24 protein-coding genes, 1 tRNA gene and 1 riboswitch are annotated in these 22037 nt (G+C 64.1%); of the genes, 19 read left to right on the top strand and 6 right to left on the bottom strand.

What is annotated here, in order from left to right:
- Nucleotides 1–305: aminotransferase class I/II-fold pyridoxal phosphate-dependent enzyme (locus ACO48X_RS00585; protein WP_484999525.1), on the top strand; the 305-nt coding region annotated here is incomplete at its 5' end.
- Between the two features lie 181 nt (nucleotides 306–486).
- Here the strand turns inward: ACO48X_RS00585 and ACO48X_RS00580 are convergent.
- Together ACO48X_RS00580 and ACO48X_RS00575 are read right to left on the bottom strand one after the other, a co-directional pair.
- On the bottom strand, nucleotides 487–1305 hold the full coding sequence (locus tag ACO48X_RS00580) for a YwiC-like family protein (protein WP_484999523.1): 819 nt from the start codon (nucleotides 1303–1305) through the stop codon (nucleotides 487–489).
- Nucleotides 1306–1522: 217 nt separating this feature from the next.
- On the bottom strand, nucleotides 1523–2413 hold the full coding sequence (locus ACO48X_RS00575; RefSeq protein WP_484999521.1) for a hypothetical protein: 891 nt from the start codon (nucleotides 2411–2413) through the stop codon (nucleotides 1523–1525).
- Between the two features lie 263 nt (nucleotides 2414–2676).
- Between ACO48X_RS00575 and ACO48X_RS00570 the strand changes: the two genes are divergently transcribed.
- From ACO48X_RS00570 to ACO48X_RS00545, 6 genes are read left to right on the top strand one after another with little or no spacing between them, the layout of a single operon-like run.
- Nucleotides 2677–3684 (top strand): AAA family ATPase, encoded by a 1008-nt coding sequence (locus ACO48X_RS00570; RefSeq protein ID WP_484999519.1) that lies wholly within the window; start codon nucleotides 2677–2679, stop codon nucleotides 3682–3684.
- A gap of 23 nt (nucleotides 3685–3707) precedes the next feature.
- Complete coding sequence (locus tag ACO48X_RS00565; RefSeq protein ID WP_484999517.1) at nucleotides 3708–4574, top strand: DUF58 domain-containing protein; 867 nt, start codon at nucleotides 3708–3710, stop codon at nucleotides 4572–4574.
- Nucleotides 4564–5001 (top strand): hypothetical protein, encoded by a 438-nt coding sequence (locus tag ACO48X_RS00560; protein ID WP_484999515.1) that lies wholly within the window; start codon nucleotides 4564–4566, stop codon nucleotides 4999–5001. The genes ACO48X_RS00565 and ACO48X_RS00560 overlap by 11 nt, the downstream gene beginning before the upstream one ends.
- Nucleotides 4995–5966 (top strand): vWA domain-containing protein, encoded by a 972-nt coding sequence (locus ACO48X_RS00555; protein WP_484999513.1) that lies wholly within the window; start codon nucleotides 4995–4997, stop codon nucleotides 5964–5966. Before ACO48X_RS00560 ends, ACO48X_RS00555 begins: the two co-directional genes overlap by 7 nt.
- A complete protein-coding gene (locus ACO48X_RS00550; protein ID WP_484999511.1) occupies nucleotides 5966–6937 on the top strand; it encodes a vWA domain-containing protein in 972 nt (323 codons plus the stop codon). The genes ACO48X_RS00555 and ACO48X_RS00550 overlap by 1 nt, the downstream gene beginning before the upstream one ends.
- Nucleotides 6934–8004, top strand: coding sequence for a hypothetical protein (locus ACO48X_RS00545; protein WP_484999509.1), 1071 nt, complete (start codon nucleotides 6934–6936; stop codon nucleotides 8002–8004). The genes ACO48X_RS00550 and ACO48X_RS00545 overlap by 4 nt, the downstream gene beginning before the upstream one ends.
- A gap of 23 nt (nucleotides 8005–8027) precedes the next feature.
- Here ACO48X_RS00545 and ACO48X_RS00540 read toward each other — a convergent pair whose 3' ends face one another.
- Entirely contained in the window at nucleotides 8028–8552 is a 525-nt protein-coding gene (locus ACO48X_RS00540) for a (deoxy)nucleoside triphosphate pyrophosphohydrolase (RefSeq protein WP_484999507.1), read from the bottom strand.
- A 67-nt stretch (nucleotides 8553–8619) separates the two neighbouring features.
- Between ACO48X_RS00540 and ACO48X_RS00535 the strand changes: the two genes are divergently transcribed.
- Nucleotides 8620–9408: a DUF6882 domain-containing protein gene (locus tag ACO48X_RS00535; protein ID WP_484999505.1), complete on the top strand. Its 789-nt coding sequence runs from the start codon at nucleotides 8620–8622 to the stop codon at nucleotides 9406–9408.
- Nucleotides 9409–9429: 21 nt separating this feature from the next.
- Here the strand turns inward: ACO48X_RS00535 and ACO48X_RS00530 are convergent, their stop codons facing one another.
- Together ACO48X_RS00530 and ACO48X_RS00525 are read right to left on the bottom strand one after the other, a co-directional pair.
- A complete protein-coding gene (locus tag ACO48X_RS00530) occupies nucleotides 9430–9948 on the bottom strand; it encodes a ClbS/DfsB family four-helix bundle protein (protein ID WP_484999503.1) in 519 nt (172 codons plus the stop codon).
- 125 nt (nucleotides 9949–10073) lie between these two features.
- A tRNA-Gly gene (locus ACO48X_RS00525) sits at nucleotides 10074–10147 on the bottom strand.
- A gap of 140 nt (nucleotides 10148–10287) precedes the next feature.
- Here ACO48X_RS00525 and dcd point away from each other — a divergent pair.
- From dcd to ACO48X_RS00470, 11 genes are all read left to right on the top strand, one after another.
- Nucleotides 10288–10881 (top strand): dCTP deaminase, encoded by a 594-nt coding sequence (gene dcd / locus ACO48X_RS00520; RefSeq protein ID WP_484990012.1) that lies wholly within the window; start codon nucleotides 10288–10290, stop codon nucleotides 10879–10881.
- A 63-nt stretch (nucleotides 10882–10944) separates the two neighbouring features.
- Nucleotides 10945–11238, top strand: a complete 294-nt coding sequence (locus tag ACO48X_RS00515) for a DUF4235 domain-containing protein (RefSeq protein ID WP_484999501.1) — start codon at nucleotides 10945–10947, stop codon at nucleotides 11236–11238.
- Nucleotides 11239–11475: 237 nt separating this feature from the next.
- Nucleotides 11476–11578, top strand: a riboswitch (TPP riboswitch).
- 34 nt (nucleotides 11579–11612) lie between these two features.
- Nucleotides 11613–12638, top strand: coding sequence for a thiamine ABC transporter substrate-binding protein (locus tag ACO48X_RS00510; RefSeq protein ID WP_484999499.1), 1026 nt, complete (start codon nucleotides 11613–11615; stop codon nucleotides 12636–12638).
- A 106-nt stretch (nucleotides 12639–12744) separates the two neighbouring features.
- Nucleotides 12745–14433, top strand: a complete 1689-nt coding sequence (locus ACO48X_RS00505; RefSeq protein ID WP_484999497.1) for an ABC transporter permease — start codon at nucleotides 12745–12747, stop codon at nucleotides 14431–14433.
- Nucleotides 14430–15257, top strand: coding sequence for an ABC transporter ATP-binding protein (locus ACO48X_RS00500; RefSeq protein ID WP_484999495.1), 828 nt, complete (start codon nucleotides 14430–14432; stop codon nucleotides 15255–15257). The genes ACO48X_RS00505 and ACO48X_RS00500 overlap by 4 nt, the downstream gene beginning before the upstream one ends.
- A 233-nt stretch (nucleotides 15258–15490) precedes the next feature.
- Entirely contained in the window at nucleotides 15491–16387 is an 897-nt protein-coding gene (locus ACO48X_RS00495; protein ID WP_484999493.1) for a GNAT family N-acetyltransferase, read from the top strand.
- A gap of 280 nt (nucleotides 16388–16667) precedes the next feature.
- Nucleotides 16668–17378 carry a hypothetical protein gene (locus tag ACO48X_RS00490; RefSeq protein WP_484999491.1) on the top strand — a complete coding sequence of 237 codons (711 nt, stop codon included), beginning with the start codon at nucleotides 16668–16670 and terminating at the stop codon, nucleotides 17376–17378.
- 187 nt (nucleotides 17379–17565) lie between these two features.
- The gene (locus ACO48X_RS00485) at nucleotides 17566–18258 is read left to right on the top strand and encodes a hypothetical protein (protein ID WP_484999489.1); all 693 of its coding nucleotides are present in this window, start codon (nucleotides 17566–17568) and stop codon (nucleotides 18256–18258) included.
- 386 nt (nucleotides 18259–18644) lie between these two features.
- Entirely contained in the window at nucleotides 18645–19226 is a 582-nt protein-coding gene (locus ACO48X_RS00480; RefSeq protein ID WP_484999487.1) for a DUF3137 domain-containing protein, read from the top strand.
- A gap of 17 nt (nucleotides 19227–19243) precedes the next feature.
- Nucleotides 19244–19948 (top strand): hypothetical protein, encoded by a 705-nt coding sequence (locus ACO48X_RS00475; RefSeq protein WP_484999485.1) that lies wholly within the window; start codon nucleotides 19244–19246, stop codon nucleotides 19946–19948.
- Nucleotides 19949–20279: 331 nt separating this feature from the next.
- Complete coding sequence (locus ACO48X_RS00470; RefSeq protein ID WP_484999483.1) at nucleotides 20280–20909, top strand: hypothetical protein; 630 nt, start codon at nucleotides 20280–20282, stop codon at nucleotides 20907–20909.
- 152 nt (nucleotides 20910–21061) lie between these two features.
- Here the strand turns inward: ACO48X_RS00470 and ACO48X_RS00465 are convergent.
- Nucleotides 21062–22037 (bottom strand): DUF4921 family protein (locus ACO48X_RS00465; RefSeq protein ID WP_484999481.1); only part of this gene is annotated, 976 nt, incomplete at its 5' end.

Here is a 22037-nt window from a genome sequence, read left to right as displayed (position 1 = left end):
TCAACGCCCTCGCCCAGATTGCCGCGAGTGCCGCCTTGCACTCCCAAGAGGAGGTGCGGGCAAGATGCAGCGTGATCATTCAGGAGCGCAGGAACCTCGTAGCGGCGCTCGCCGCGCACGGCATCGCCGTCCCGGCGTCCCAGGCGAACTTCGTCTGGCTCGCCGGATTCGGCGAAGCCCTCGAAAACGCGTGCCTCGAGGAAGGCGTGACCGTGCGCCGTTTCGGCGAGGAAGGCGTGCGAGTCAGCGTGGGTCAGACCGAGGGCTCGCTGCGCCTGCTCAGGGCCGTCGCGTCGATTCTCTGAACGGCGGCAGGAGGCGTGCCGGAACAAGTGGGACGAGCGCTTGCACAAGCGGTGGGACAAACGCTTCCAGAGGCGGTGGATCGGGCGCTCGGAAAACGGCTGTCGCCAAGCGCCGGTCAAACGCTTGGAAAGCGGCGGGCGCGGAAAGCGACTGGCGTCAATCGCCCAAAAACCGAAGCGCCTAAAAGACGGTGGCCACGAAGGCCAGCGAGGTGAGGACTTCGCCCAAGCCGATGGCTTTGACGCTCAGGGGTCTGCCCGCGCGTCCGAGGAGCGGCACGACGACGGCGCGGATCGCGATGGCGAGCCACACGGCTGCGTGAATCCAGCCGAGCTCCCCGCGCCATGCGAGAACGAACGCAGCCGCCGCCCACAAGGCGTGCCACAGGACGGATGCGGCGAGGTAGACGTTCGAGCCGCGCTCGCGGATGTTCGTTTTGACATAGAAAAGCGTTCCGGCGAAGTACCCGAAGAAGAGGGCGGTCAGCAGCCAGGCTCGGGGCGAGGCTGCGAACCCGGGGGCGCCGTCGCCCGCAATGTCGAACATCACAGGGATCATGAGACAGGCGGCGACGATGGTGTCGAGGCCCGAAATCAGCGAACGCTCGTCGCGTTTCCACGCCTCCCACGCCGCGACGGCCACCAGCGGCGAAAAGACGAGCGCCCACCGCCACAAATAGGGCGCGCTGACGAGCGAAGCCAAGCCCAAAGCCGCGACGATCAGCCCGTAGAGCCGCACCGGCGGGAAGTAGCGTTTCTTGCATCTGGATTTGAGCCACACCGTGGCGCTGTAAAAAAGGAAGTATCCGACGAACCAGAGCGCGAAGACCACGATCTCGACAGGCCGAAAGCCGCCCTCGACGACGCCGACCAAAGGGGGGATCGTCACCATCGCCCACGCGCCATGGTATTGCGGAATCCACAGCCTCGCGTTGCGCCGCTTCTTGCGTTTCCTGCGCGAAGTTCCGGGCGAGGCTTTGCCGACGGTCGTGGAAGTCATGGTCAAAGTCTACCGTCCGGGACCCGAAGGAGGTAAGGCAAACCTAATCGTCCGGGTTCGGGCGGGGGCAGCCGTCCCAGCCCGGAGGAGCGTGCTGAGGGCCGGAAAGCCGGTCGGAAAACCGGGCACGGGAGGGAAAGCCGGGCACGGCTCGGAAAGCCGGTCGGAAAACCGGTCAAAAAGCCAGGCACGGGCCGGAAAGCCGGGTGGAAAGCGCTCAGAAAAGCCGAGCCGCGGCTCGCTTGAGCTGGAATCCCTTGCCGGAAAGCTCGCTGGTGCAGGTGATCCCCTGCTCCTGGGAGACGGAACACCAGATTCCGTTGTGGGAGACGGTTGAGCCGTAGGCGACCTGGATGGAGGAGTTGAGCGCCGAATTGCAGTCGGCAGTCGCCTCCTTCGCCTGGCTCAGATGGTAGGTGGCCGTTTTGTTCTCACAGCCGTCGGGAGAGGGGTAGTCGTAGATGTAAATCGAGCAGGAGACGCTCTCGTCGTCGTCGTCGAACTTGCAGCGGATGTTGTGCTTCCCGGTGGTGAACTCGGTTACGTCTTTGGCGCCGCTGGGGGCGGGGCTCGCAAGATGCCACCACGAGCGGTCGGAGGCGAGGTCGGAGACTTCAGACGTGCTCTTCTTCATCTGCTTCGTCAGATCGACCGTGTACTCGGCGCCGCAGTTTTTCGACAGCGCGGACATCGCGGACGTGGCGAGCTTTCGCTCCTTGCTGAGCTTGTCTTCCTTTTTCGCCGCCTGGATGAAGACGGTCAGGCTTTTGGCGTCGTCTTTGACCGTGCACGAGCTCTTTTCCTTGAGCTGCGAGACGGCCTCGCGGGCCTCCTCCAGCGAGCCGTTGGCGTTGAGCGTGGTCTTCTTTGTGGTCGACGGCGCTTCCGCGGTCGTCGACGTCGCCTTCGGATCCTTGTCGGGATCGGCGGCGTCGCGCCCGTCGCGTATGACCTTGATGTAAAAGACGGCCAGTGCGAGAAGCAACACTCCTGCCGCGAAAACGAGGAAGTAGAGGGGGCGGCGGGACTCGGGGGGTTGCTCCTGCCATTGCGGAGAGCCTTGATCAAGCCACGGATTGTCAGGCGCAGAGCTCATTTGCCTGATCACCGTCCTTTCAGATCGCCTGCCTAGCATTTCAAAAGTAACCTACCGGGCACCCTTCTTGCTAGTTCTGTCCACTGTGAGGCGCAGCCTCCGTTTTGGACGCCGGTTCTCACGGGGAGGTTAAATCTGAAAGAATCTTCCGGGGCGAACTTCGGCTCCGGGGCCTTCTGCGCATCGCCCCGACCCTGCCGGAGGTTGCTGCTATTGTAGGGTGTGCAGGCGTCCGGTCAGAGAGTGCAGACGCCCGGTTGACGAGTTTGGAAGGCATGGCAATGAAAGAAATGGCGTCTGGCGACATCAGCGCCGCGGATCTGGCGCGCAGCGCCGATTTGCTTGAGAGGATCCACGGGACCTTCAGGGGCCGCGTCGTGGGGCAGGACGCGCTGTACACGGCCCTCGTCACGTCCTTGCTCGCAAGGGGGCACGTGTTGCTCGAGTCTGTGCCGGGCTTGGCCAAGACGACGGCCGCCACGACGATCGCCTCCGCGATGTCGGGGACCTTCTCGCGAATCCAATGCACGCCGGACCTTATGCCCAATGACATCGTCGGCACGCAGATGTACTCGTATGAGACCGGCACCTTCACGACCCAGCTCGGTCCGGTGCACGCCAACGTCGTCCTTCTCGACGAAATCAATCGGTCCTCGGCAAAAACGCAGTCTGCGATGCTCGAAGCGATGCAAGAGGGTCAAACGTCTATCGGAGGGGCCGTTTACGAACTCCCGCGTCCCTTCACCGTCATGGCCACCCAGAACCCAATCGAAGAGGAGGGCACGTACGTTCTTCCCGAAGCCCAAATGGACAGGTTCCTCATGAAAGAGGTTTTGACCTACCCGAAGCCCTCCGAAGAGGTCGAGATTCTGACGAGGACGGCGACGGGCACGTTCAACCGAAGAAGGAGCGAGAACCCGGTCACCACGGAAGACGTTCTGTTCCTTCAGAACACGGTCCAGCGGGTCTACGTCGACGACGCCGTCAAAAAATACATCGTCGCGATCGTCAACACCACCCGCGGCGGCGGACCCAGGCCGATCCAGGGGCTTATGGAGAACATCCGGGTGGGAGCCTCCCCGCGCGGCGGCCTCTCGCTCATGCAGGTGGGCCAGGCCCTGGCGCTTCAGGCGGGGCGCAACTACGTCATTCCCGACGACGTCAAACAGCTGCGGCACGCCGTGCTGCGCCACCGCCTGGTTCGGACGTTCGACGCGCTGGCCAACGACGTCACGCCGGAGGCGCTCATCGACATGGTCTTCAACGCAGTGCCGACGCCATGACCCGTACGACAGCAGGCCAGAGAATGGCTCTCATACGCGCCCGCCTGTCGCTCCCGCAGGTCAGGCGGGCGGCCGGCCTCTTCGAGGGCTCGCACACCTCGATCCTCACGGGCAAGGGAAACGACTTCGAGGATCTCACCGACTACCAGCCGGGGGACGAGGTCCGGGACATCGACTGGAAGGTGTCCGCCCGCGCCGGAAAGCCCATCATCCGCCGGTTTGAGCGCGACACCGACGTCTTCACTCAGCTGCTCATGGACACGAGCCTAGAAATGCGGGCGCTGGCGCCGTCGGGCGAGGCGAAATCGGCGATCGCCCTGGCGACGGCGGAGACCCTCGCCTATCTCGCCTCGTACCGCGGCGACAGGGTGGGCCTCGTCTACGGCAACTCGGCGGGGGCGATGCGCCTTCCGGCCCGCCACGGTTTGAGCCATCTCGATTTCGTGCTCGATCGCACCGAGCACGCCTTCGAGCAGGCGCAGGCGGAGACTAACGTCACCGCCGTCGTCGATTATCTTCTGAAGACGACGCGGGAGCGCTCGCTCGTCATTCTCGTCACCGACCAGTTCTGGCCGACTCCCGCGGCGGAATTCACCCTTCGCCGGATCCGCGAACGCCACGAACTCATGGTGGTCCGCATCGAGGACATGCCCCTGACCGCCGAGGGCGTCGCCGCGATGGCAGACATAGAGGAGAACCTCTTCCTCCCCGAGTATGTGCGCGAGGACGTCGAATTGCAGCGCGAGGTCCAGGCGGAGCGCGCGATGCGCGAGTGGGGCGCGTCCGAGCTGCTGGCCCGCTACGGCGTGCTCAATGCGTCGCTGGCTTCGTCCGCCGACATCCTGCCCGTCGTCGTCGGCCTGCTGAAGAGGCAACATCATGCAAAGTAACGAGTTTTTCCGGCCCGGGACGGGCGCCGGGGTCGTCACATTGGCCGCCGGCCTCGCCGCGCTCGCAGCGATCTTGTGGTTTGTGGGCTGGCATTACGCCTACGCCAAGCGGCGCGGACTGCAGATCGAGCTCGCCCCGGTCGTTCAAACACAGCGCGAACGTTGGATTTCCACGCTCCAATCGATTCGGACGGAGGACTTGCGCGAGCTCCATCAGCTTCTTTCGCGAACCATGCGTGAGATTCTGGGCGAAAGGGCGGGGCGGGATCTGAGCACGTGGACCGTCTCAGACCTCAGGGCGAGCGGAAAGTTCACTTCGGTGTGCGGGCTCCTCGAGTCGTGGGAGCAGCCCGCTTTCGGCCCCGTGAGCCAGGCGGACGCCGAAGAGTCCGTCCGGCGCGCAGTCGAGGAGGTTTCATCGTGGTAGTGCCCTGGGCGATTCCCCTGATCTGCCTTGCGTCTGCGGCCATAGGGCTTGCCGCGTGGTTCCTCGGCAAGGACCGGCGCGCCCGGAGCGTCTCCTATGTTGCGCACACCCGCTTCCTGCGCCGGGGCGCGAGGTATCGCAGCCGCATGGCCAGACTGCGGCTGGCGGCGGCGGCTCTGGTCGCCGCCATGGGGGCGGCTGCCGTTTCCTCGGCGGTCATCGTGGCGCGGCCGTCCGAGTTGAGGGCCCACTCCTCCAAATTGGCTTCGCGCGACCTTATCCTCTGCCTCGACGTCTCGGGGTCCGTCGAGGCGTTCGACGCGCAAGTTCTCAAGACGTTCGCGGAGATGGTCGATCAGTTCCACGGCGAACGGGTCGCCCTCGTCGTGTGGAACCGGTCCTCGACGGTCGTGTTCCCCCTGTCCGACGATTACGCGATGGTTAAGGAAGAGCTGGGCCGCGTCAGGAAGGTCCTCCAAGGAGGCCGAGACGTCGACGACCTGTACACGAGGACTTCCGCGGGAGACCGGTTCGCGGGCGCCTCGCTCATCGGCGACGGCCTGGTCAGCTGCACGCAGAGCTTTGACTACGGAGACAAGGACCGTTCCCGCACGATTCTCTTCGCCACGGACAACTGGCTTGAAGGCAGCCCGGCCTTCAAGCTGAAAGAGGCCGCAAGCATAGCCCACAAGCGCAAGATACGCGTCCTGGGGCTGCTCATCAGCGGATACCCGCAGGGCCGAAACGAGTTCCGTTCGACGATTCAAGGGATAGGCGGGAAGGTGTACGACGCCCAGAGCGCCCGGGCCGGCGAGCAAATCGTCAAGGAAGTCCAAGCCCAAGACAAGAAAGAGCTGGCTGGGACCGCGCAGGCCAGCGTCGTCGACACGCCGGGCCGTTGGCCTGCGCTTGCGGGAGTCGCCGTCGTTCTGATCATCGGGTTGGCGTGGAGGTACCGGCTGTGATGATGTGGATATGGCCCGTCTGGCTCGTCGCCCTCTTTCTCATTCTCGGGCTGGGCGCGTGCTTCTTTTGCTGGAACCGCGAGAAGTCATCGCACAAGGGCGCTTGGAAGGACTGGTCGAGGCGTGGGCTCATGGTTGTGACGGTCGCCTCCATCGGCGCCGCGCCGAGCGTGGCGCTTCCGCAGGAAAAGACGGTCCGAGGGGCGAATGTCTTTTTCGTCGTCGACACAACCGGCTCGATGAACGCGGAGGACTACGACGGCAAGAAGCCTCGCCTGGAAGGCGTGAGGGCGGACATTCGCCAAATAGTCTCTCGGATCCCGAACGCCAGGTACTCGATCGTCTCGTTCAACTCCGGGGCCACCAGAGAGCTTCCGATCACCACCGACGCCGCCGCCGTCGAATCTTGGGTCCAAACGGTCAAACCCGAGCAGTCGAGCTATTCGAACGGGTCCTCGGTGTACCGCCCGGTCGAGGTTCTCAAGCGTGAGCTCAAGCGTTCTCGCAGCAGCCACCCCCGGTCCGTGCAGCTCGTCTATGTATTCAGCGACGGCGAGCCGCGCGGCGCCAAAGGACAGGAGAAAACTTATGACCAGGTTCGCGACCTCATCGACGGCGGAGGCGTTCTCGGATATGGAACGGCGGCCGGCGGCCCGATGAAAGAGACCGGATTTTCCGGGCCGGGCAAGTATATTCAGGACCCGCAAACCCGGCAAACGGCCATTTCGAAGATTGACGAGAAGGCGCTCAAAACGGCGGCGGGCCAGCTGAAGGTCAATTACATGCATCGCACGGCGCCGGGCCAGACGATCGACGTGCCCAATGTGTCCAAAATGGAGCAGCGCACCAGCGACGGCCGCGAGGAGCGCAGCCCGGTGTTGTGGCCCGCCGGCATCGCGCTTGCGACGCTTGTGGCTTGGGAGATCGCTGCCACGATGCCGCGCATCCGATTGAGAGTGGGGCGAAAGTGACCGAGAACGGGACGGCTGTGTACGGCGGCGGGCCCGGCCGGGGCCAAGCGGGGCCGAGCGTGGGCGAGAGCCCGCCGATTGCGGGCGGCGACGGGCTGGCGACGGACGACGTCGGCCTGATGCTGGGCGGCGGCGTCAACCTGACGGAAGGCGAGATCGCGCCCACAACCTTGCGCAGGATGAGAGCGTGGAAATGGGGCGGCGGCGCGGTCGTCATTCTGCTGACGCTGTGGTGCGCGGCGATGTTCCTGCTTCCGCGCTGGGCCCGCATGGCCTATGACTCCGACCCCGAGGCGTCCGCGGGACGCTACCGTTTGGCGATGAACATCACGCCGAGCTTTCTGCAGGGCTGGGAGGCGCGTTTCAATCTCGGCACCGCCTTGGCCAAGGGCAAAAGGCACTCGGAAGCCATCGGCAGCCTCTCGATCGCTTTGGACAGGGTTCCGAAGTCCAAGAGGACCGGCAACCAAATCGCCGAGGCGGACGGACCCGAATGCAAAGTCAGGCGAAACCTCTCTCTCGCCTACGAAAAACGCGGAGATCAGTCCAAGGGCGCCGGCCGCAAGAACGCCGCCAAAAAGGACTACGCGAAAGCCTCCTCGACGATGGCCCCTTGCTCGAAAAACAACGACAAGAACAAGCAGTCCAAGGACCGCCAGGACAAGAAGGCGAATCCTCCCTCGCCGAGCCCCACTCAGAATCCGAGTCAGAACCCGGGCCAGAATCCCAGCCAGAATCCGAGTCAGAGCCCCGGCCAGAATCCGAGTCAGAATCCCAGCCAGGATCCGAGTCAGAGCCCCGGCCAGAATCCAAGCCAGGATCCGGGCCAAAGCCCGAGTCAGAGCCCGGGCCAGAATCCGAGTCAGAGCCCGTCGCAGTCGCAGAGTCCGAACAGCCCGGGCCAGGATCCCAACCAGAACCCCGGGGGCGCTTCCCCGACGCCCGCACCGCCGTCGAACGATCCGAAGACGGACGAAAAGGAGAAGAAACTCAAAGAGAGAAACCGTGAAGGCGACGAGGATGCCCGCAAAAAAAGGAACGGCGGAGGCTACAAAGTCGATTGGTGAAAGGCTGCAGGGGCCGCCGCACGTCACGGCCGACCGAGTGAGCGCATGAGCCGGGCAAGCGGTGAAAGAATCTGCAGATCGCCCTCGAGCCAGGGGACCGATTTCAGGTCGCTTTCCCCGAGCCACCGGAGTGCCGTGTGGCTCGGGCCGAGGCGCGGCTCGCCCTTCGCATACGCCGCCCACAGCCGCATTCGGCGTTCGCCGGGCAGGGGCCAGTCGCCGTCGGGCCCCGCGACGAGGCCGACGTCGGCCGCGACAGACACCTCGATCCCGAGCTCCTCCCGCAATTCACGGTGCAGGGCGCTTTCGGGGTCCTCTCCGGGTTCGACTTTGCCGCCGGGAAACTCCCACAGGCCGGCGAGCTCTTGCGGATACGAGCGTTGGGCGGCCAAAACGCGGAGCCCCTGAGGAGAGCGCGCGAAGATCGCCGCGGCGACGATGAGTGCTGACATCCCGTTCACGATGTCAGAGGAGAGGGCGCCGTGCACGACGCCGCGCCGCCGAGCCTTGGCGGGAAGCCCGATGCCGAGGGCTGTCGGGGGATGCATGCGGTTGAGGACCGGCGGAAGCCTCCCCGCGGAACAACTGCGGCTGTCTTGTGAAACACTGGAGTGCATGTTGTACGAGCACGGACTTCGCCAGATCGACTGGGTGGCACAGCACGCGTGCCTGTGGACGTGGACGGTGCAGGAGCGGTTCTTCCGGTGGTTGAAGGAAAATTACGGGGAAAATTACAGGATGGGACTCGATCGGAAAATGAACCGGGTGACCGTTGAGTCTTCCCGCGGGCTCCTCGTGATGCGCGGCGCCATAGTCGCGTCGGTCGCGTCGCTGCCGACCACGCTGATGTGGGGCTGGTGCCCCCGGTTCAACGAGGAGACGGCCGCCCATCCGATCGCCCTCGCCATGAAGGAATACGGGGAGAAACAGGGGTTTGACGAATTCGCGGCGGAAGAGGTCGAGTACCGGTCCGAGGCCGGCCCGTTCGGCGTCGTCTCAAAGCTGGCGGAAGACGTGGCCTGCTGCGTGAGCGACCTCTTCGGGCCTGACTACCGGTTTTACATGCCCTCGATGAATGTGTTCGGAAATCGGGTGACGATCGCGATATGGGACATTCCGCGCGAGGCGCTGTCGGTGGACTTCCTCGAAGCGATGGCCAGGGTGCGTCAGATGCTGCGGAACGTTGCAGACCCGGCGTGGTCTCTTGACGGTTTCGCGCGCCTCATGGGCGCTCAGCTCGTGGAGGTGGGCCTCGACTGGTGGCGTTTGACCAAGGACGACGAAGCGGTGGAGCTCGCAGTCAAGCGCAATCGCTCCGGCTCCATTTGCGACGTCGCGATGCGCAGGCTCTCCGCCGGCGTCGCCAAGAACCCGGAGATCGACCCCGGCGGTTTTCCCTGGTGAGGGCGCGCGCCGTCTGTCCCGTCAGACGACGCCGGCGGCCCTTTTCCATTTTCTGACCATGGCGCGAAACGTTGTAAAGGGGGCGACGGTGTTGATGTGAATCCACTTCCAGACCGGCCACGCGGACGGCGTGGAGGACGCCCACGCCCGCCGCTGCTCGCCGAACAGGTCACTTTCGGAAAGCGAGCCCGCCCAGTCGCATACGGCCTCGACTCGCTCGTCGAATGCGGCGGTCAGCTCTTTCGGCGAAGCTTCGGCCCATGCGGCGTAAAAACCCTCGCAGAGGCCTCCGAGCCGATTCCACTTGAATCCCGGCGCGGGGGTGACGACGTCGAGGCCCGCCTGCTCGTCGCGTTCCCATCCCAACAGCAGATCCATCCACCCGAGCTGGTAGGCGATCATCTGGCGCGGCGATCGATCCGCGCCTTCCGGGACATCGTCCCAAGAGCCTTCGGGAATGCCTTCGAACTCCGCGGCGAACAGTTTGGCTCGCTTGCGAATCTCGGCTGTGAGCTCGGCGGAAGACGCGTACGAAGGCATGAACGCTCGCTCTCGTCGGTGGATGGAACCGGCAGACGCCGTGCAGCGGATGGAGCCGGGCGTGTCAGGCTCGCACGGCGCCGGCCGCAACCCGGCTCGAATCCGGGGCGGTCAAATGCAGGAAATGGAGCGGGCGACGGGAGTCGAACCCGCCTCTGAAGCTTGGGAAGCTTCCATTCTACCGATGAACTACGCCCGCATGACGCGAATGAGATTGTATCAGATGGAGCGGGAGGCCGCGCCACCCGAGGCTCGCTTTCCGCGGCGGCGCCCATACCGAACCGAAACCCGCGGAGCGGCGAAGCTTCGGCGCGCCGGCTCTTTAGATACCCTTGAACCGTGCTTCTCTCCGACCGCGACATTCGCTCCTGCGTCGATTCCGGCCGGGTCCGCCTGGAACCGTGGGACCCGCAGATGATCCAGCCGTCGAGCGTCGACGTCCACCTCGACCGTTTCTTCAGGCTCTTCAACAACCATAAGTATCCGGTCATCGATCCGGCGGCCGACCAGCCGGAGCTCACACGCCTCGTCGACGTCTCCGCCGAGGGGTCCCTCATTCTGCACCCGGGCGAATTCGTCCTCGGTTCGACTTACGAGAAGGTGACGCTTGCCGACGACGTCGCCGCACGCCTCGAAGGCAAGTCGAGCCTGGGGCGGCTGGGGCTGCTCACGCACTCGACCGCCGGATTCATCGATCCGGGGTTTTCGGGCCACGTGACCCTCGAGCTGTCGAACACGGCGACGCTGCCGATCGTCCTCTACCCGGGCATGAAAGTGGGGCAGCTGTGCTTCTTCCAGCTGTCCTCGGCGGCCGAGAAGCCCTACGGCTCGGGTGCCAGCGGGTCGAGGTACCAGGGTCAGCGCGGGCCCACGGCTTCGCGCTCCCATCTCAACTTCCACAGGATCGACGTCGGCGAGGCGCCCGTCGAATGATCGACGTCGCGCGGCGTTCCCATTCACGCGATAATATGACCAGCGACAAGAAGGGAGTCCCCTATGGACATCGGTTGGAAGCTCGTTAGCGCGGGCGCGGGCATCGTTTCCGGAATCATTGCGAACAAGGCCGTCGACGTCGTGTGGAAGTCGGTCTCCGGGCGTGCGCGCCCGGAAGAGGACGACTTCTCCGAGCCCTTGCGCACGGCCCTGGTCTTTTCGGTGGTCTCGGCCGCCGTGGGCGCGGTCGTCAACGAGCTCGTCATGCGCCGGGCTGCGCGCTGGTACGGGCTGGGCGACGCGGTCGACAAGGGCGTTGCGGAAGGTTTGAAGAAAGGCTCTTCGACCTCGAAGTGACCTCGCTTCGGAGTGCCTCGGCTTTGAAGCGGCTTGGCTTTGAGGCGGCTTGGCCCGTAGGCGCCGCGACGTCGTTCTTCGCCGGTTGCAAGCGCGGCGCTGCTTGGAAGCTGCCCGGCTTCGAGGCGCCGCGAAGCCCGAGCCGTGCCCCTGAGGTCGAAGCAAGTCCATGTGATCAAGCTCGGGCTGTGCATTCGGATGGCTTTTGATCGTCCAGGGCGTGCTCTTGTAGCATTGATTGCGCGACAGGGGAGCGCCACAAGGGCGCTGAGAGTGCGAAAAGCAGACCCTCGAACCTGATCCGGTTAGCACCGGCGAAGGAAGTCGAGCTCTCCCCGCCGAAGACGGCGGGCCCTCCTGAAATGGAGGAAGCAATGACACGCAACAGACTTCGCTCCGTCGCCTGCCTCGTCGCGGCGCTCGCGATGGCAGGATGCTCGGGCGAATCGACCGATTCGAAAGGCGGCGGGGACTCTAAAACAGTCACCGTGCTCACGCACGACTCGTTCAACCTTCCCAAGGAACTCGTCAAGGAGTTCGAGTCGAAGACGGGATACAAGCTCGTCACCACGCCCGCGGGCGACGCCGGCGTCGCCAATCAGCTGGTTCTGACGAAGAAATCGCCGAAGTACGACGCCGTATACGGGATCGACAGCTACACGGCAGCGATTCCCGCCGGCGAAGGGCTGTTCGTCGACTACGCCTCGCCGGCTCTGCCGCAGTCGGCCAAGGAGTATGAGATCAAGGGGATCAAAGGGCTGACGCCCGTCGACCGCGGCGACGTGTGCATCAACGTGGACCACAAATGGTTCAAAGAGAAAGGCGTCAAAGAGCCGACGGGCGTGGACGATCTCGCGAAGCCCGAGTACTCCAAGCTCCTCTCGATCATCGATCCGAACGCTTCGACCACCGGCTTCGCCTACCTTGCGGGCGTGAGAACGGCGAAGGGCGAGGATGCGAAGGGGTATCTGAGCCGGATGGCGGCGGGCGGCGTCCACGTCGCATCCGACTGGACGAACGCCTACAACGTCGATTTTTCGGCTGGAGAGGGCAAAGGCAACTATCCGCTCGTTCTGTCCTACGCCTCGTCGCCGGCGTTCGCGAAGGACACCGGCGTGATCGAGTCGACGTGCGTGCGGCAGATCGAGTACGCCGGAGTGGTCAAGGGAACCGACAACGAGAAGGGCGCGAAGGCCTTCGTCGATTTCATGGTTTCGAAGAAGGTTCAAAGCGCGATTCCGACGTCGATGTACATGTATCCGGTGGATTCCAGCGTGCAGCTGCCCGCCGAATGGGCCGCCAAAGCCAAGCTGGCGGAGCACCCGATCGTGCCCGATCCGGACAAGGTGGCGGCAAACCGCGACAAATGGCTCGAAGACTGGGCGGCGGTCGCGAAATGACGGATCGTAGAAGGACGCTGCCATTCTGAGGGCGAGAGCCGCCGCGGCCCGGACCCGGGGCGCGAGGACGCGCGCCCCGGGTCCGGGCATTGCCACAGCGGCCTCCGTGGCGGTTCCAATGGCGCTCCTGGCGGTCTTCTTCGCGTGGCCGGTAGGGGCGATGCTGGCCCGAGGCGTCGCGCCTCGCGCCCTCGAAACGCTCGGTTCGCCGCGCACGTGGGATCTCGTTGCGACGACGCTGCGGATGGCCGCCGCCGGAACGCTCGGCTCCGTGATCCTCGGAATCCCCGGGGCCTACGCCCTTTATGTGTGCCGCTTTCCCGGGCAGCGAGCCCTGCGCGCTGTGGCGAGCGTGCCTTTCGTCCTTCCAACCGTCGTCGTCGGCGTGGCTTTCCGCTCCCTGCTCGGCAAGGACGGCGCATACTCCTTCCTGGAGCTCGACGGGACCGAAACGGCCGTGGTCGCCGCGATGGCGTTCTTCAACTTTTCCGTGGTCGTGCGAACGGTCGGCACGATGTGGGCGGGCCTCGATCCGCGCTCGGCGGACGCCGCGCGGATGCTCGGCGCCGGGCCCGTCCGAGTCTTCCGCACGGTGACGCTGCCAGCCATCGCGCCCGCGATCGCGGGCGCGGCGAGCCTCGTCTTCCTTTTCTGCTCCACCGCCTACGGGATAGTGATGACTCTGGGCGGGGTGTCCACTTTGGAGTCGGAGATATGGGCGCGCACCAACCGGCTCAACTTCGACGTCGCCGCCGGCCTCTCGCTCGTGCAATTCGTCATCGTGGCGCTCGCCCTCATCGTCTCTTCGCGCTTCTCCCGCTCTGCGGCCCTGGCCATGGCGCGGCGCAAGAGAAGGCTGCGCCTGGCGGACGCGCCTGCCGTCGCGCTCACGGCCGTCGTCATTCTGGCGCTGATTCTCGCCCCCATGGCCTCGCTCATCGCCCGTTCGCTCGTTCACGCGGATGCCTGGAGCCTTGAGAACTACCGGCAGCTGGCGACGTCCGGCTCGGGCTTCACCGGCGGCGTGACCGTGATCGAGGCCCTTGGCAACTCGTTGCGCGCCGCCGCATACGCGACGCTCGTCGCCTTGGCCGTCGGCGTCCCGTTGGCCTTCGCGCTCTCGCGGCCCGCCAGAACCAGGCGGGCGCGCATCGGCCAGTCCCTCGCGGAGGCTTTCGCCATGGCGCCGTTGGGAGTCTCGTCTGTGACGGTCGGTTTCGGCTTTCTCATTGCGCTTCGCGGCCCGCCGCTGGAGCTGGGGAGCGAGGCCGTGCCTTTCGCTCAGGCGATTGTGGCCGTGCCGATGGCCCTGCGCGCCCTCCTCCCGGTGCTGCGTGCGATCGATCCGCGCCTGCGCGAAGCCGCCGCGATGCTCGGCGCAGGCCCCGCGCGCATTCTGCGGACCGTCGATTTCCCCCTCGCCGCCAAGGGGCTGACGCTCGCCGCGGGCTTCGCCCTTGCGATCAGCCTGGGCGAGTTCGGCGCCTCGAGCTTCCTGGTCAGCGGCGAAAACGACACCCTTCCCGTTCTCATCTCGCGTCTGCTCAACCGGCCGGGCGCCGGCAACTACGGAATGGCGCTCGCGGCCAGTGTGATTCTGGGGCTTCTGACAGCGCTCGTCATGTTCCTCTGTGAGCTGCCGGCAGGGCCCGATGCGCGGATGTCCGCAGCGGAAAAGGCCGCAGAGGCCGCGTCGGCACAGAAGAGATCAGCGGAATCAAGAATCGAGGAATCGAAGGCAATGGCAAGAATCGAGGAGTCGAAGGCAATGGCAAGAATCGAGGGAGCGAAGTGAGCGAGGCCAATGCGCCGCTTCTGCAGGTCGCCGATTTCAGCGTGGTCTATCCCGACGGGCACGTCGCCGTCGACGGCGTCGACCTGACCGTGGCCGAGGGCGAGATCGTCGCCTTGCTCGGTGCGTCGGGCTCCGGAAAATCCAGTCTTTTGCGCGGAATCGCGGGGCTGGAGTCCGCTTGCGGCGAGGTGCGCATCCGAGGGGTCGACGTCTCGCGGCTGCCTCCGCACAGGAGAGACTGCGGAATGGTCTTCCAGGACGGCTTGCTCTTCCCCCATAGGAATGTGGCCAGAAACGTCGCCTACGGAATCGAGAGCCGCGGGCGCGGCCGGCGGGTTGACGGCCTGGGGCGCGGCCTGCCAATCGAGGGCCTGCGCGCGGTCCGGGAACGCAGGCGCGCCAGACGCCAAAAGGTTGCCGAGCTCCTCGAACTGGTTGGGCTTCCCGGATACGAAAAGCGCGAGGTCACAACGCTTTCGGGAGGTCAGGCGCAGCGGGTCGCTCTGGCGAGGTCTCTTGCGCGATCGCCCGCGCTCATGCTTCTGGACGAGCCCCTTTCGGCCCTGGACCGTGACCTTCGCGAGGCGCTCTCGCTGGAGCTGCGGAGGATTCTGACCGGAACCGGGGCTTTGACGGGGGCGGATGCCCTGACGGGGGCGGGCGTTTCGGCTGGGGCGGACTCCTTGACAGGGACGGGTGCTTCGGCCGGGGCGGGCGATTCGACGGGAATCGGCGCCTTGTACGTGACGCACGACCGCGAGGAGGCCAGGCGGGTCGCCGACCGCGTCGTCGTCATGAAAGACGGGCGCTTCGTGCCGGAATGACCGCGCTCGTGCCGGAATGACCGTGCTTGGTGCCGGAATGACCGCGCTCGTGCGGGCGGCTGGCGGACGGCCACGAAATGGCTCCCGAAGCGGGGGCGGCGGAAGAGGTGGGAGCTTGACCAGGCAGGCGGCAGACGCCGGGAAAAGATGAGTCTCGCCCGCTCCATTCGCACGTGCTCCCACAATCGATGAAGATATGGGTCACACGTCCTAGTGGCAATAGAATTGACGGTATGCGCATCACTGAGATTGCCCCCGCCGAGGTGGGGCCGTGGTTGCCGCGCGCAGTCGAGCACATGGCTCGGGTGCGCGCGGCGAGCGGCGCTCTGCGCGAAGGGCATCTCGCCGAGTACAAAACGAGGAAAGCGGCCATGTTTCGCGTCGGGGTGCCCCGCGATTCCCGCATTTTCACCTCGGAGACGGGCGAATGGATGTGGCTGCGCCCGGGCGACGAGCCGGAGGTTGTGGCCTCGCGCATAACCGGCGACCCAGCCCCGTGGGTGCGCAAAATCTTTGCGGCGTGCGACGACAGGCCGGTGGCGATGAAGGTATTTCCGGGGGAGCGCGGCCTCGCCGAGCTTCCCTCGCGTGAGATATCGGAGAGGCTTGCCGTGCCCATCTCCGACGTCCACCTGACCAGCACGTACGACGACATCCACGTCCGATCGATGACGGCGGCCGAGCTCGACACGTTCCTGGAGCGAACCATGCGTTCGGCGGACCGCCATCTTGCGCTGGCGTCCGGCTCGTGCCCGATGCGCGGCTCGTGGGACGTTTTGATGAAAGCGAGGGAGCGGCTCTCCGACGGCGTGGCGACTCCCGGGCACGCCCTCATGGCGATCTGCGTCGATTCGACGACGATAGGCGGAATATGGGTGGAAATCGACGGCAAGGACGCTCGCATCTGGGACCTTCACGTTTACGAGGGGTATCGAGGGCACGGCCACTCGAAGGCCGCACTGCTCGCGATGGCCGAAGGGCTCAAACGCGAGGGAGTCCACTTCCTCAATGTCACGGTCATAGCCCCGAACACCGGCGCAATCGACATCTACGAATCCGTCGGCTTTCGAGTGACGACGCGGCACGTCGTGCTGGAGCTGCCCACTTTGGCCGGCCTCGTCGAGCTGTGACCCCGCGGCCGTGGCCTTGGCGGTGAGTTGCGCCCTCGCCCCTCGTCCCGGGCTGCCGCGCCTCCGAGCGCCGGGGTTGAACTTCGGCTTCGATTTCACACCGAGTGCGACGACGTGGACGGGCCGGGCCCGCCGTCGGGCCCGGCCCGTGGGGAAGGGTCCACGCCAAGCGAGCTGATTCTTGCACGGCGCTCCACATACACTTGCGATTGTCGGCCGGCGGTCGGCAACCCGTTCACGCGGACCGGAGCAAGCCCGAGTTACGAAAGAGAGGACTCGCATGAACCCTTTGTGCGCCGCGAACAGAGCTTCGGGCCTTGGCTCTCTCACGCACGCGGCGGCCTCGCTCCTCTTTGGAGTCCTGGGCATTGTTCTGCTCATTGTTTTGTGCATCGGCGTCTTCTTTTGGTGGAGGAACCATTGCAGCGACGTCAGGCAGAGATGGGCGGCCTCTTACGGATTGCGATTCGTCAAAACCGACAAGGCGCTGGGCAAGCGGACTCGCGGCGTTTACGGGCTTCCGGGCATGAGGCACACCGGCCGTGACGTGATCGTCGTTCCCGCGGCGGCCGGCAGTGCGCTCTACTACGAGGTCACGTGGGTTGAATGGCACGGCGACAACGACGTTGAAACGAAGAGATGCTCCTTCCTGCGCTATCCCTTGCCCGGGTTCTTTCCGCGCATGCACATCAAACCCGAGGGCGTGTTCGGCCTTGCGAACAACGACGTCAACACCGAGTGGCAGGCGTTCAACAAGGAGTTCGACGTCAAATCGGAGGACGAGCGCGCGGCCCATGCCTTGCTGACCGGGCCGATGCAGGAGTTCCTCATGGCTCGGATGCGGGGGCTGCACATCGAGTTCTCGGGAAATGAGGCCTTCATCGTCCTCGGCAACTACAAACCGGAGAACTCCGTCGCATACGCTGGCCTCATGAACGAATGGCTTGCCGTGGTCCCGAGGTTCTTCTTCAGCGCGGCGCCGACCCGTTGACGTCATCGGATCATGGTCAGTCAGTTTCGCCGGATCCCGGTTAATCAGACATTCAATCAATTGGGAGAAACGGTCAATCCGGCGGTTGTCTGTGGACAGCCAGTTGTTCGGTCACTTAGTTGGAGTGGCAAGTGGAGACAGCTGACCAGGCAAACGGTCGGCGGTTAGGAGAATGATGAGTTTCAATATGTTTGCGAGCATTGCCGCGAGCGACGCCGCCAGCAATGCATCGACGTGGTCCAGTTCTTCGATCGGGGTCAAAATCCTGGTGGGAGCCGCTGTCGTCGTAATCATGCTCGTGGGAGGATGGCTTGCGATTCTGCAGCGGATGCGGCGTCAAAAGTGGGCTGAATCCCAGGGATTCCGCTACATCAAAGAGGATGTGGACCTGGGAAAAGCCACCCGCCGCGTCTTCAGGCTTGCCGGGAGGAGGCACGTTGCCCGCGACGTCGTCGTCATCCCCTCGGCGGCCGGAACCGCGCTCTATTACGAAGTCACATGGGTTGAGCAGCACGGTGAGAACAAGGAAAAGAAAAAGCGCACGTTCATGCGTTACTCTCTGCCCGGGGCGTTGCCGCGCATGCGTATCAAACCGGAGGGGATGCTCGGCTTCGCGAACGACGACATCAACACCGAGTGGCAGGCGTTCAACAAGGCGTTTGAAATCGAGTCCGAGGATGAGCAGGCTGCCCATGCCTTGTTGACCGGGCCGATGCAGGAGTTTCTGATGGATCATATGAGAAAAATGCATATGGAAATCGTGGGCGGGGGCGCCTTTCTTCGCCTCTCCAGGTACAAATCGGAGGATTCCGTCGTATACGCAAGGCTCATGGACGAATGGTTCGCGAGGGTCCCCGAGTTCCTTTTCGGGCGGGGGTAGAGGCGCGCAGGCGGTTTCGCCGCCCCGACGCCCGGCGGCGAAGCTGCGGCAGGCCCGGCTGCGGAGCTGAAAGTAGACCCGCTCAGTTTCTACGCGTCTTCTGTGTTCTGATACGATGAATCGTCCCTAGGTTCTTAAGCGCTCCACACGAACAGGCGGACCAGGCGGACGCAGAACAATGGTCTACAGTTAGGACGTCTATGGGCGCGCAGGAGCTTGCGAGCGCCGTTGCTTACTATTCTTATGGTGGTTATTATGGCAACGGCCCTTCGCTGCTTTGGGTGACTGCGGCTGTTCTGGTCTTCTTGATCGTTGCTTTCGTCTACTTCAGTTTGAGAGTCCAGCGAAAGCGGGCCCTCCGTCGGCGATGGGCGGAAGGCTGCGGATTGGCCTTTCACCGGTCCGACGAGTCGCTCGGCGAAGCCACGGGCCGGGTCTATTCTCTTATGGGAGGCAGCCACGTTGCCCGCGACGTCGTCGCCATTCCCACGCCGTTCGGCGACGCGCTCTACTACGAACTCGCCTCCCGACCGGCCGGTTCAAGCGGGATGTCGGAGTTCAGGCATTCGCTCTTGCGGTATCCGCTGCCCGCCTCATTGCCGCGCATGCGCATCAAAAGCTGGCGCATGACGCACGAGCTCGCTTCCGGCGCCGGAGCGAGGGGCCGATCCTTCAGGATCAAGACGGAGTGGCGGGCCTTCAACGAGGAGTTCGACGTCAAGTCCGTCGACGAGGAGGCGGCCCGTGCATTGCTGACGCCGGCCATGCAGGAGTTCCTCATGGCTCGCATGCGCGAGACCCACATGGAGATCGTCGGCGACGTCGCCTATCTCATGCACTCGAAATACAGCTCCGTGAATTCTCCCGCCTATGCAGCCCTCATGGGCGAGTGGACGGCGCGGGTCCCGTCCTCTCTCTTCAGCAAACACGGTGCGCTGAGGCCGGGCGGAGAATCGGGCCAGGGGTAGAACGAAGGAAAGCAACGTTGGAATCGATATTGTACGTCGGCTTTATTTTAGTTGGCGTCGTCATATGGATATGCAGAAGCTGGGAGGACAAGCGAAAGCGAGACGCCCGCCAGGAGTGGGCGCAGTCCCGCGGCCTGCGCTATTTCAGATCCGACGAGCGCCTGGCCGCGACCACAAGCCAAGTCTTCTCCCTTGGCCCTCTCTTTCCCTACGTCAAGCGCTACGTCGCTCGCGACGTCGTTGCCCTTCGCGCACCCTTCGGCGAGGCGCTCTACTACGAACTCACGTGGCGCTCCGAGAGCGGCGAGAACTCTTCTTATACGTACTCAAACGCCATTTTTCGTTACCCGTTGCCCGGTGCGTTGCCCCGCATCCGGATCAAAGGCAGAGGTATGAACGTGATCTTCTCCCCGTTCGAAGAACTAGTTTACGGCGGCGGAAGAGGCCGAGAGTTCGCGATTGCGACGGAGTGGCAGGCCTTCAACGAGGAGTTCGACGTCAAGTCGGTGAACGGCCAGGCGGCCCGGGCGCTGTTGACGCCGTCTATGCAGGAGTTCCTCATGGATTATATGAGGAAAGGCCATATGGAGATCGTCGGCGACGTCGCCTATCTTGCCTTCGAGGCGTACAACGTGAATGATTCCTTTGGGTGCGCCGAGCTTATGCGCGAGTGGACGGCGCAGGTCCCGTCTTCCCTTTTCGGCGGCGCCTGGACGTACTGATCTCGCCGGCACAGCGGCGTGCGAGGGGAAGTTTCCACGTTCAGATGTCTGGTTATGCCGTCTATTTCTTTCTCGTCTCGCATTGTCTGAGGGAAAGACGGGCGCGCAGCAGGTTGAGACGAGGAAGGCCGACGTTTGCAATCAGCCCCATGCACTTCGGATTGCTTGTTGCATTCATTCTAAAGTGGAGGTACTCTTGAGTCGAGTTCGAAACAAACCGCGAAAATACAGCGTTTGTGCGCGAACAGGACTTGTTTGTCTGTGGGCGCGCTTATTTTTCTAGAGACAGGCAGTAGGTGGATGTATTGTGACTCTCGCATCCAAACGTGAAATGAGTGAGACCATGCCCATTGTGATCATGGTGATCGTCGTCGCCATATTCGTCGGGATCCTCGGATTCGCATATGAACGGCAAAAACGCGACGAGCGGCGGCAGTGGGCTGAAAACCGGGGATTCGATTTCACGGAATCCGACAGGGATCTGGGCCGGCAGACGGGTCGGCTGTTCAGGATCGGCGGGGCGACGGCTCGCGATGTTCTGCGTATCCCGACGTGTGCGGGCGAGGCGCTTTACTACGAGCTCGTGTGGACGGAGAGCTACGGCGACGACCGTCGGACGGAAGCGTGCGCCATTCTGCGCTATCCTCTTCCCGGGCCGCTTCCTCTCATGCGCATCAAGCCTGAGGGCGTCTTCGGTTTGGCCAACAACGACCTCACCACCGAATGGCAGGAATTCAACAGAGAGTTTGACGTCAAAACGGACGACGAACGCGTGGGCCAGGCCGTTTTGACCAAGCCCATGCAAGAGTTCCTTATGGATCGTCTGCGCGGCGAGCGCTTGGCATTCGACGACGACGGCGTCTTCCTTTGGATTGATCGGTACGACGTCGAAGACGTGGATCGGTGCGTCAAACTCATGGAGGAACTGACGGCTCTCATTCCCGCGGCCGCCTACGAATGAGGCCCGACGCGCTGGCAGAAGACTTGTTCTCTCGGCAGCGCAGGCGAATGCCCGGCGGCGTGAGCGAGAGCTCGACAGCGCAAGCTGAGCTCGCCGCCTCCGGCGTCGGATGCCTCCGCTGGCGGCGCGGGCCCTATCGGTGGCACATGCCTCTATCGGCGGCGCAGGTAAGGGTTGTACTTGAGAGAGTTGACGCGGCAGGAGCATTCGGTGGCGATGCTGACGCCCGAAGCAAGCTTGCCTTCGGCGCGCAGATCGAGCAGTCGTGGCACCACCTTGTCTCTGAGCGTCCAAGGATCGACGGTGTTGACGTAGATCTTCGTGCCGCCTTCGAAGCCCGCCAGTGTGGAGACCCGCCACTTGAGCAGGATGCGCCAAGGCATCGCCACGTCGGTGTCGATGGGAGCGCAGTACCATTCCTCGTTTGTGGGGATTCCCCCGCCCGTTGCGGCGTGCATCGCGTGAACCAGATCGGACATGTGGCGCACCTCGTCGGGAGTGTGCTCCCAAGGCTGGATCGCCGAAGACCGGCTCCACACTTCGAGCGTGGGGTAGCGATGGCCGAAGCCGACGATCGCGACGGCGCCGTCGTTCTCAGCGATGACGAGGTTGTGCTTGGCGGCGTAATCGACTCCGGACTCGTTGTAGAGGTTGGGGTTGGCGCGCACGCGTTCGATCTCCACGGTCTGATTGACCGATCGCTCGTCGATGGAGACGAGCTGCTTGTGAAGATGGTCGAAGGATGCGCCTGCGGGCTTGAGCCAGTTCTGAAAGACCTGCACGTACGAAACATAGCGGTTCTGCTGGTAAAGATCGTGCATGGCGTCGATCGTGAGCGTCCAATAGTGGGAATGCTCCTCGGGGGTGAGCGAGCCAGCCCAGGCCAGCTGGGACTTGTCGGTGGCGCCGTCGAGATAGTGGCGCCGTCCGAGAATGAGATCGTGCCCCCCTCCGAAGAAAGCGGGGGCGTGCTCGGCCATGGCGTCCTCGTTCATTCCCGACCCTCGGAGAACCGCTTGGATATGGGCGCGCCCGGCCGGGTCCGCCATGTAGCGCTCCATGCGCTCGCGGGCCGGTCCCGGCATCTGATAGTCGTAATTCTTCTCCCAGTAGGCGTAGGAGACGATC

The organism is Peptidiphaga sp. (genome assembly GCF_057238965.1).
The sequence above is the reverse complement of the archived record's forward strand: the minus strand, read 5'-3'. Positions and strand labels throughout refer to the sequence as shown.

What these genes read in the sequence shown, in the direction of transcription:
- ACO48X_RS00515 (WP_484999501.1), top strand. Translation starts at nt 10,945, where the DNA reads ATGGACATCGGTTGGAAGCTCGTTAGCGCGGGCGCGGGCATCGTTTCC.
- ACO48X_RS00485 (WP_484999489.1), top strand. Translation starts at nt 17,566, where the DNA reads ATGTTTGCGAGCATTGCCGCGAGCGACGCCGCCAGCAATGCATCGACG.
- ACO48X_RS00570 (WP_484999519.1), top strand. Translation starts at nt 2,677, where the DNA reads ATGGCAATGAAAGAAATGGCGTCTGGCGACATCAGCGCCGCGGATCTG.
- ACO48X_RS00560 (WP_484999515.1), top strand. Translation starts at nt 4,564, where the DNA reads ATGCAAAGTAACGAGTTTTTCCGGCCCGGGACGGGCGCCGGGGTCGTC.
- ACO48X_RS00540 (WP_484999507.1), bottom strand. Translation starts at nt 8,552, where the DNA reads ATGCATCCCCCGACAGCCCTCGGCATCGGGCTTCCCGCCAAGGCTCGG.
- ACO48X_RS00550 (WP_484999511.1), top strand. Translation starts at nt 5,966, where the DNA reads ATGATGTGGATATGGCCCGTCTGGCTCGTCGCCCTCTTTCTCATTCTC.
- ACO48X_RS00495 (WP_484999493.1), top strand. Translation starts at nt 15,491, where the DNA reads ATGCGCATCACTGAGATTGCCCCCGCCGAGGTGGGGCCGTGGTTGCCG.
- ACO48X_RS00580 (WP_484999523.1), bottom strand. Translation starts at nt 1,305, where the DNA reads ATGACTTCCACGACCGTCGGCAAAGCCTCGCCCGGAACTTCGCGCAGG.
- ACO48X_RS00565 (WP_484999517.1), top strand. Translation starts at nt 3,708, where the DNA reads ATGGCTCTCATACGCGCCCGCCTGTCGCTCCCGCAGGTCAGGCGGGCG.
- ACO48X_RS00510 (WP_484999499.1), top strand. Translation starts at nt 11,613, where the DNA reads ATGACACGCAACAGACTTCGCTCCGTCGCCTGCCTCGTCGCGGCGCTC.
- ACO48X_RS00490 (WP_484999491.1), top strand. Translation starts at nt 16,668, where the DNA reads ATGAACCCTTTGTGCGCCGCGAACAGAGCTTCGGGCCTTGGCTCTCTC.
- ACO48X_RS00530 (WP_484999503.1), bottom strand. Translation starts at nt 9,948, where the DNA reads ATGCCTTCGTACGCGTCTTCCGCCGAGCTCACAGCCGAGATTCGCAAG.
- ACO48X_RS00535 (WP_484999505.1), top strand. Translation starts at nt 8,620, where the DNA reads ATGTTGTACGAGCACGGACTTCGCCAGATCGACTGGGTGGCACAGCAC.
- ACO48X_RS00470 (WP_484999483.1), top strand. Translation starts at nt 20,280, where the DNA reads ATGAGTGAGACCATGCCCATTGTGATCATGGTGATCGTCGTCGCCATA.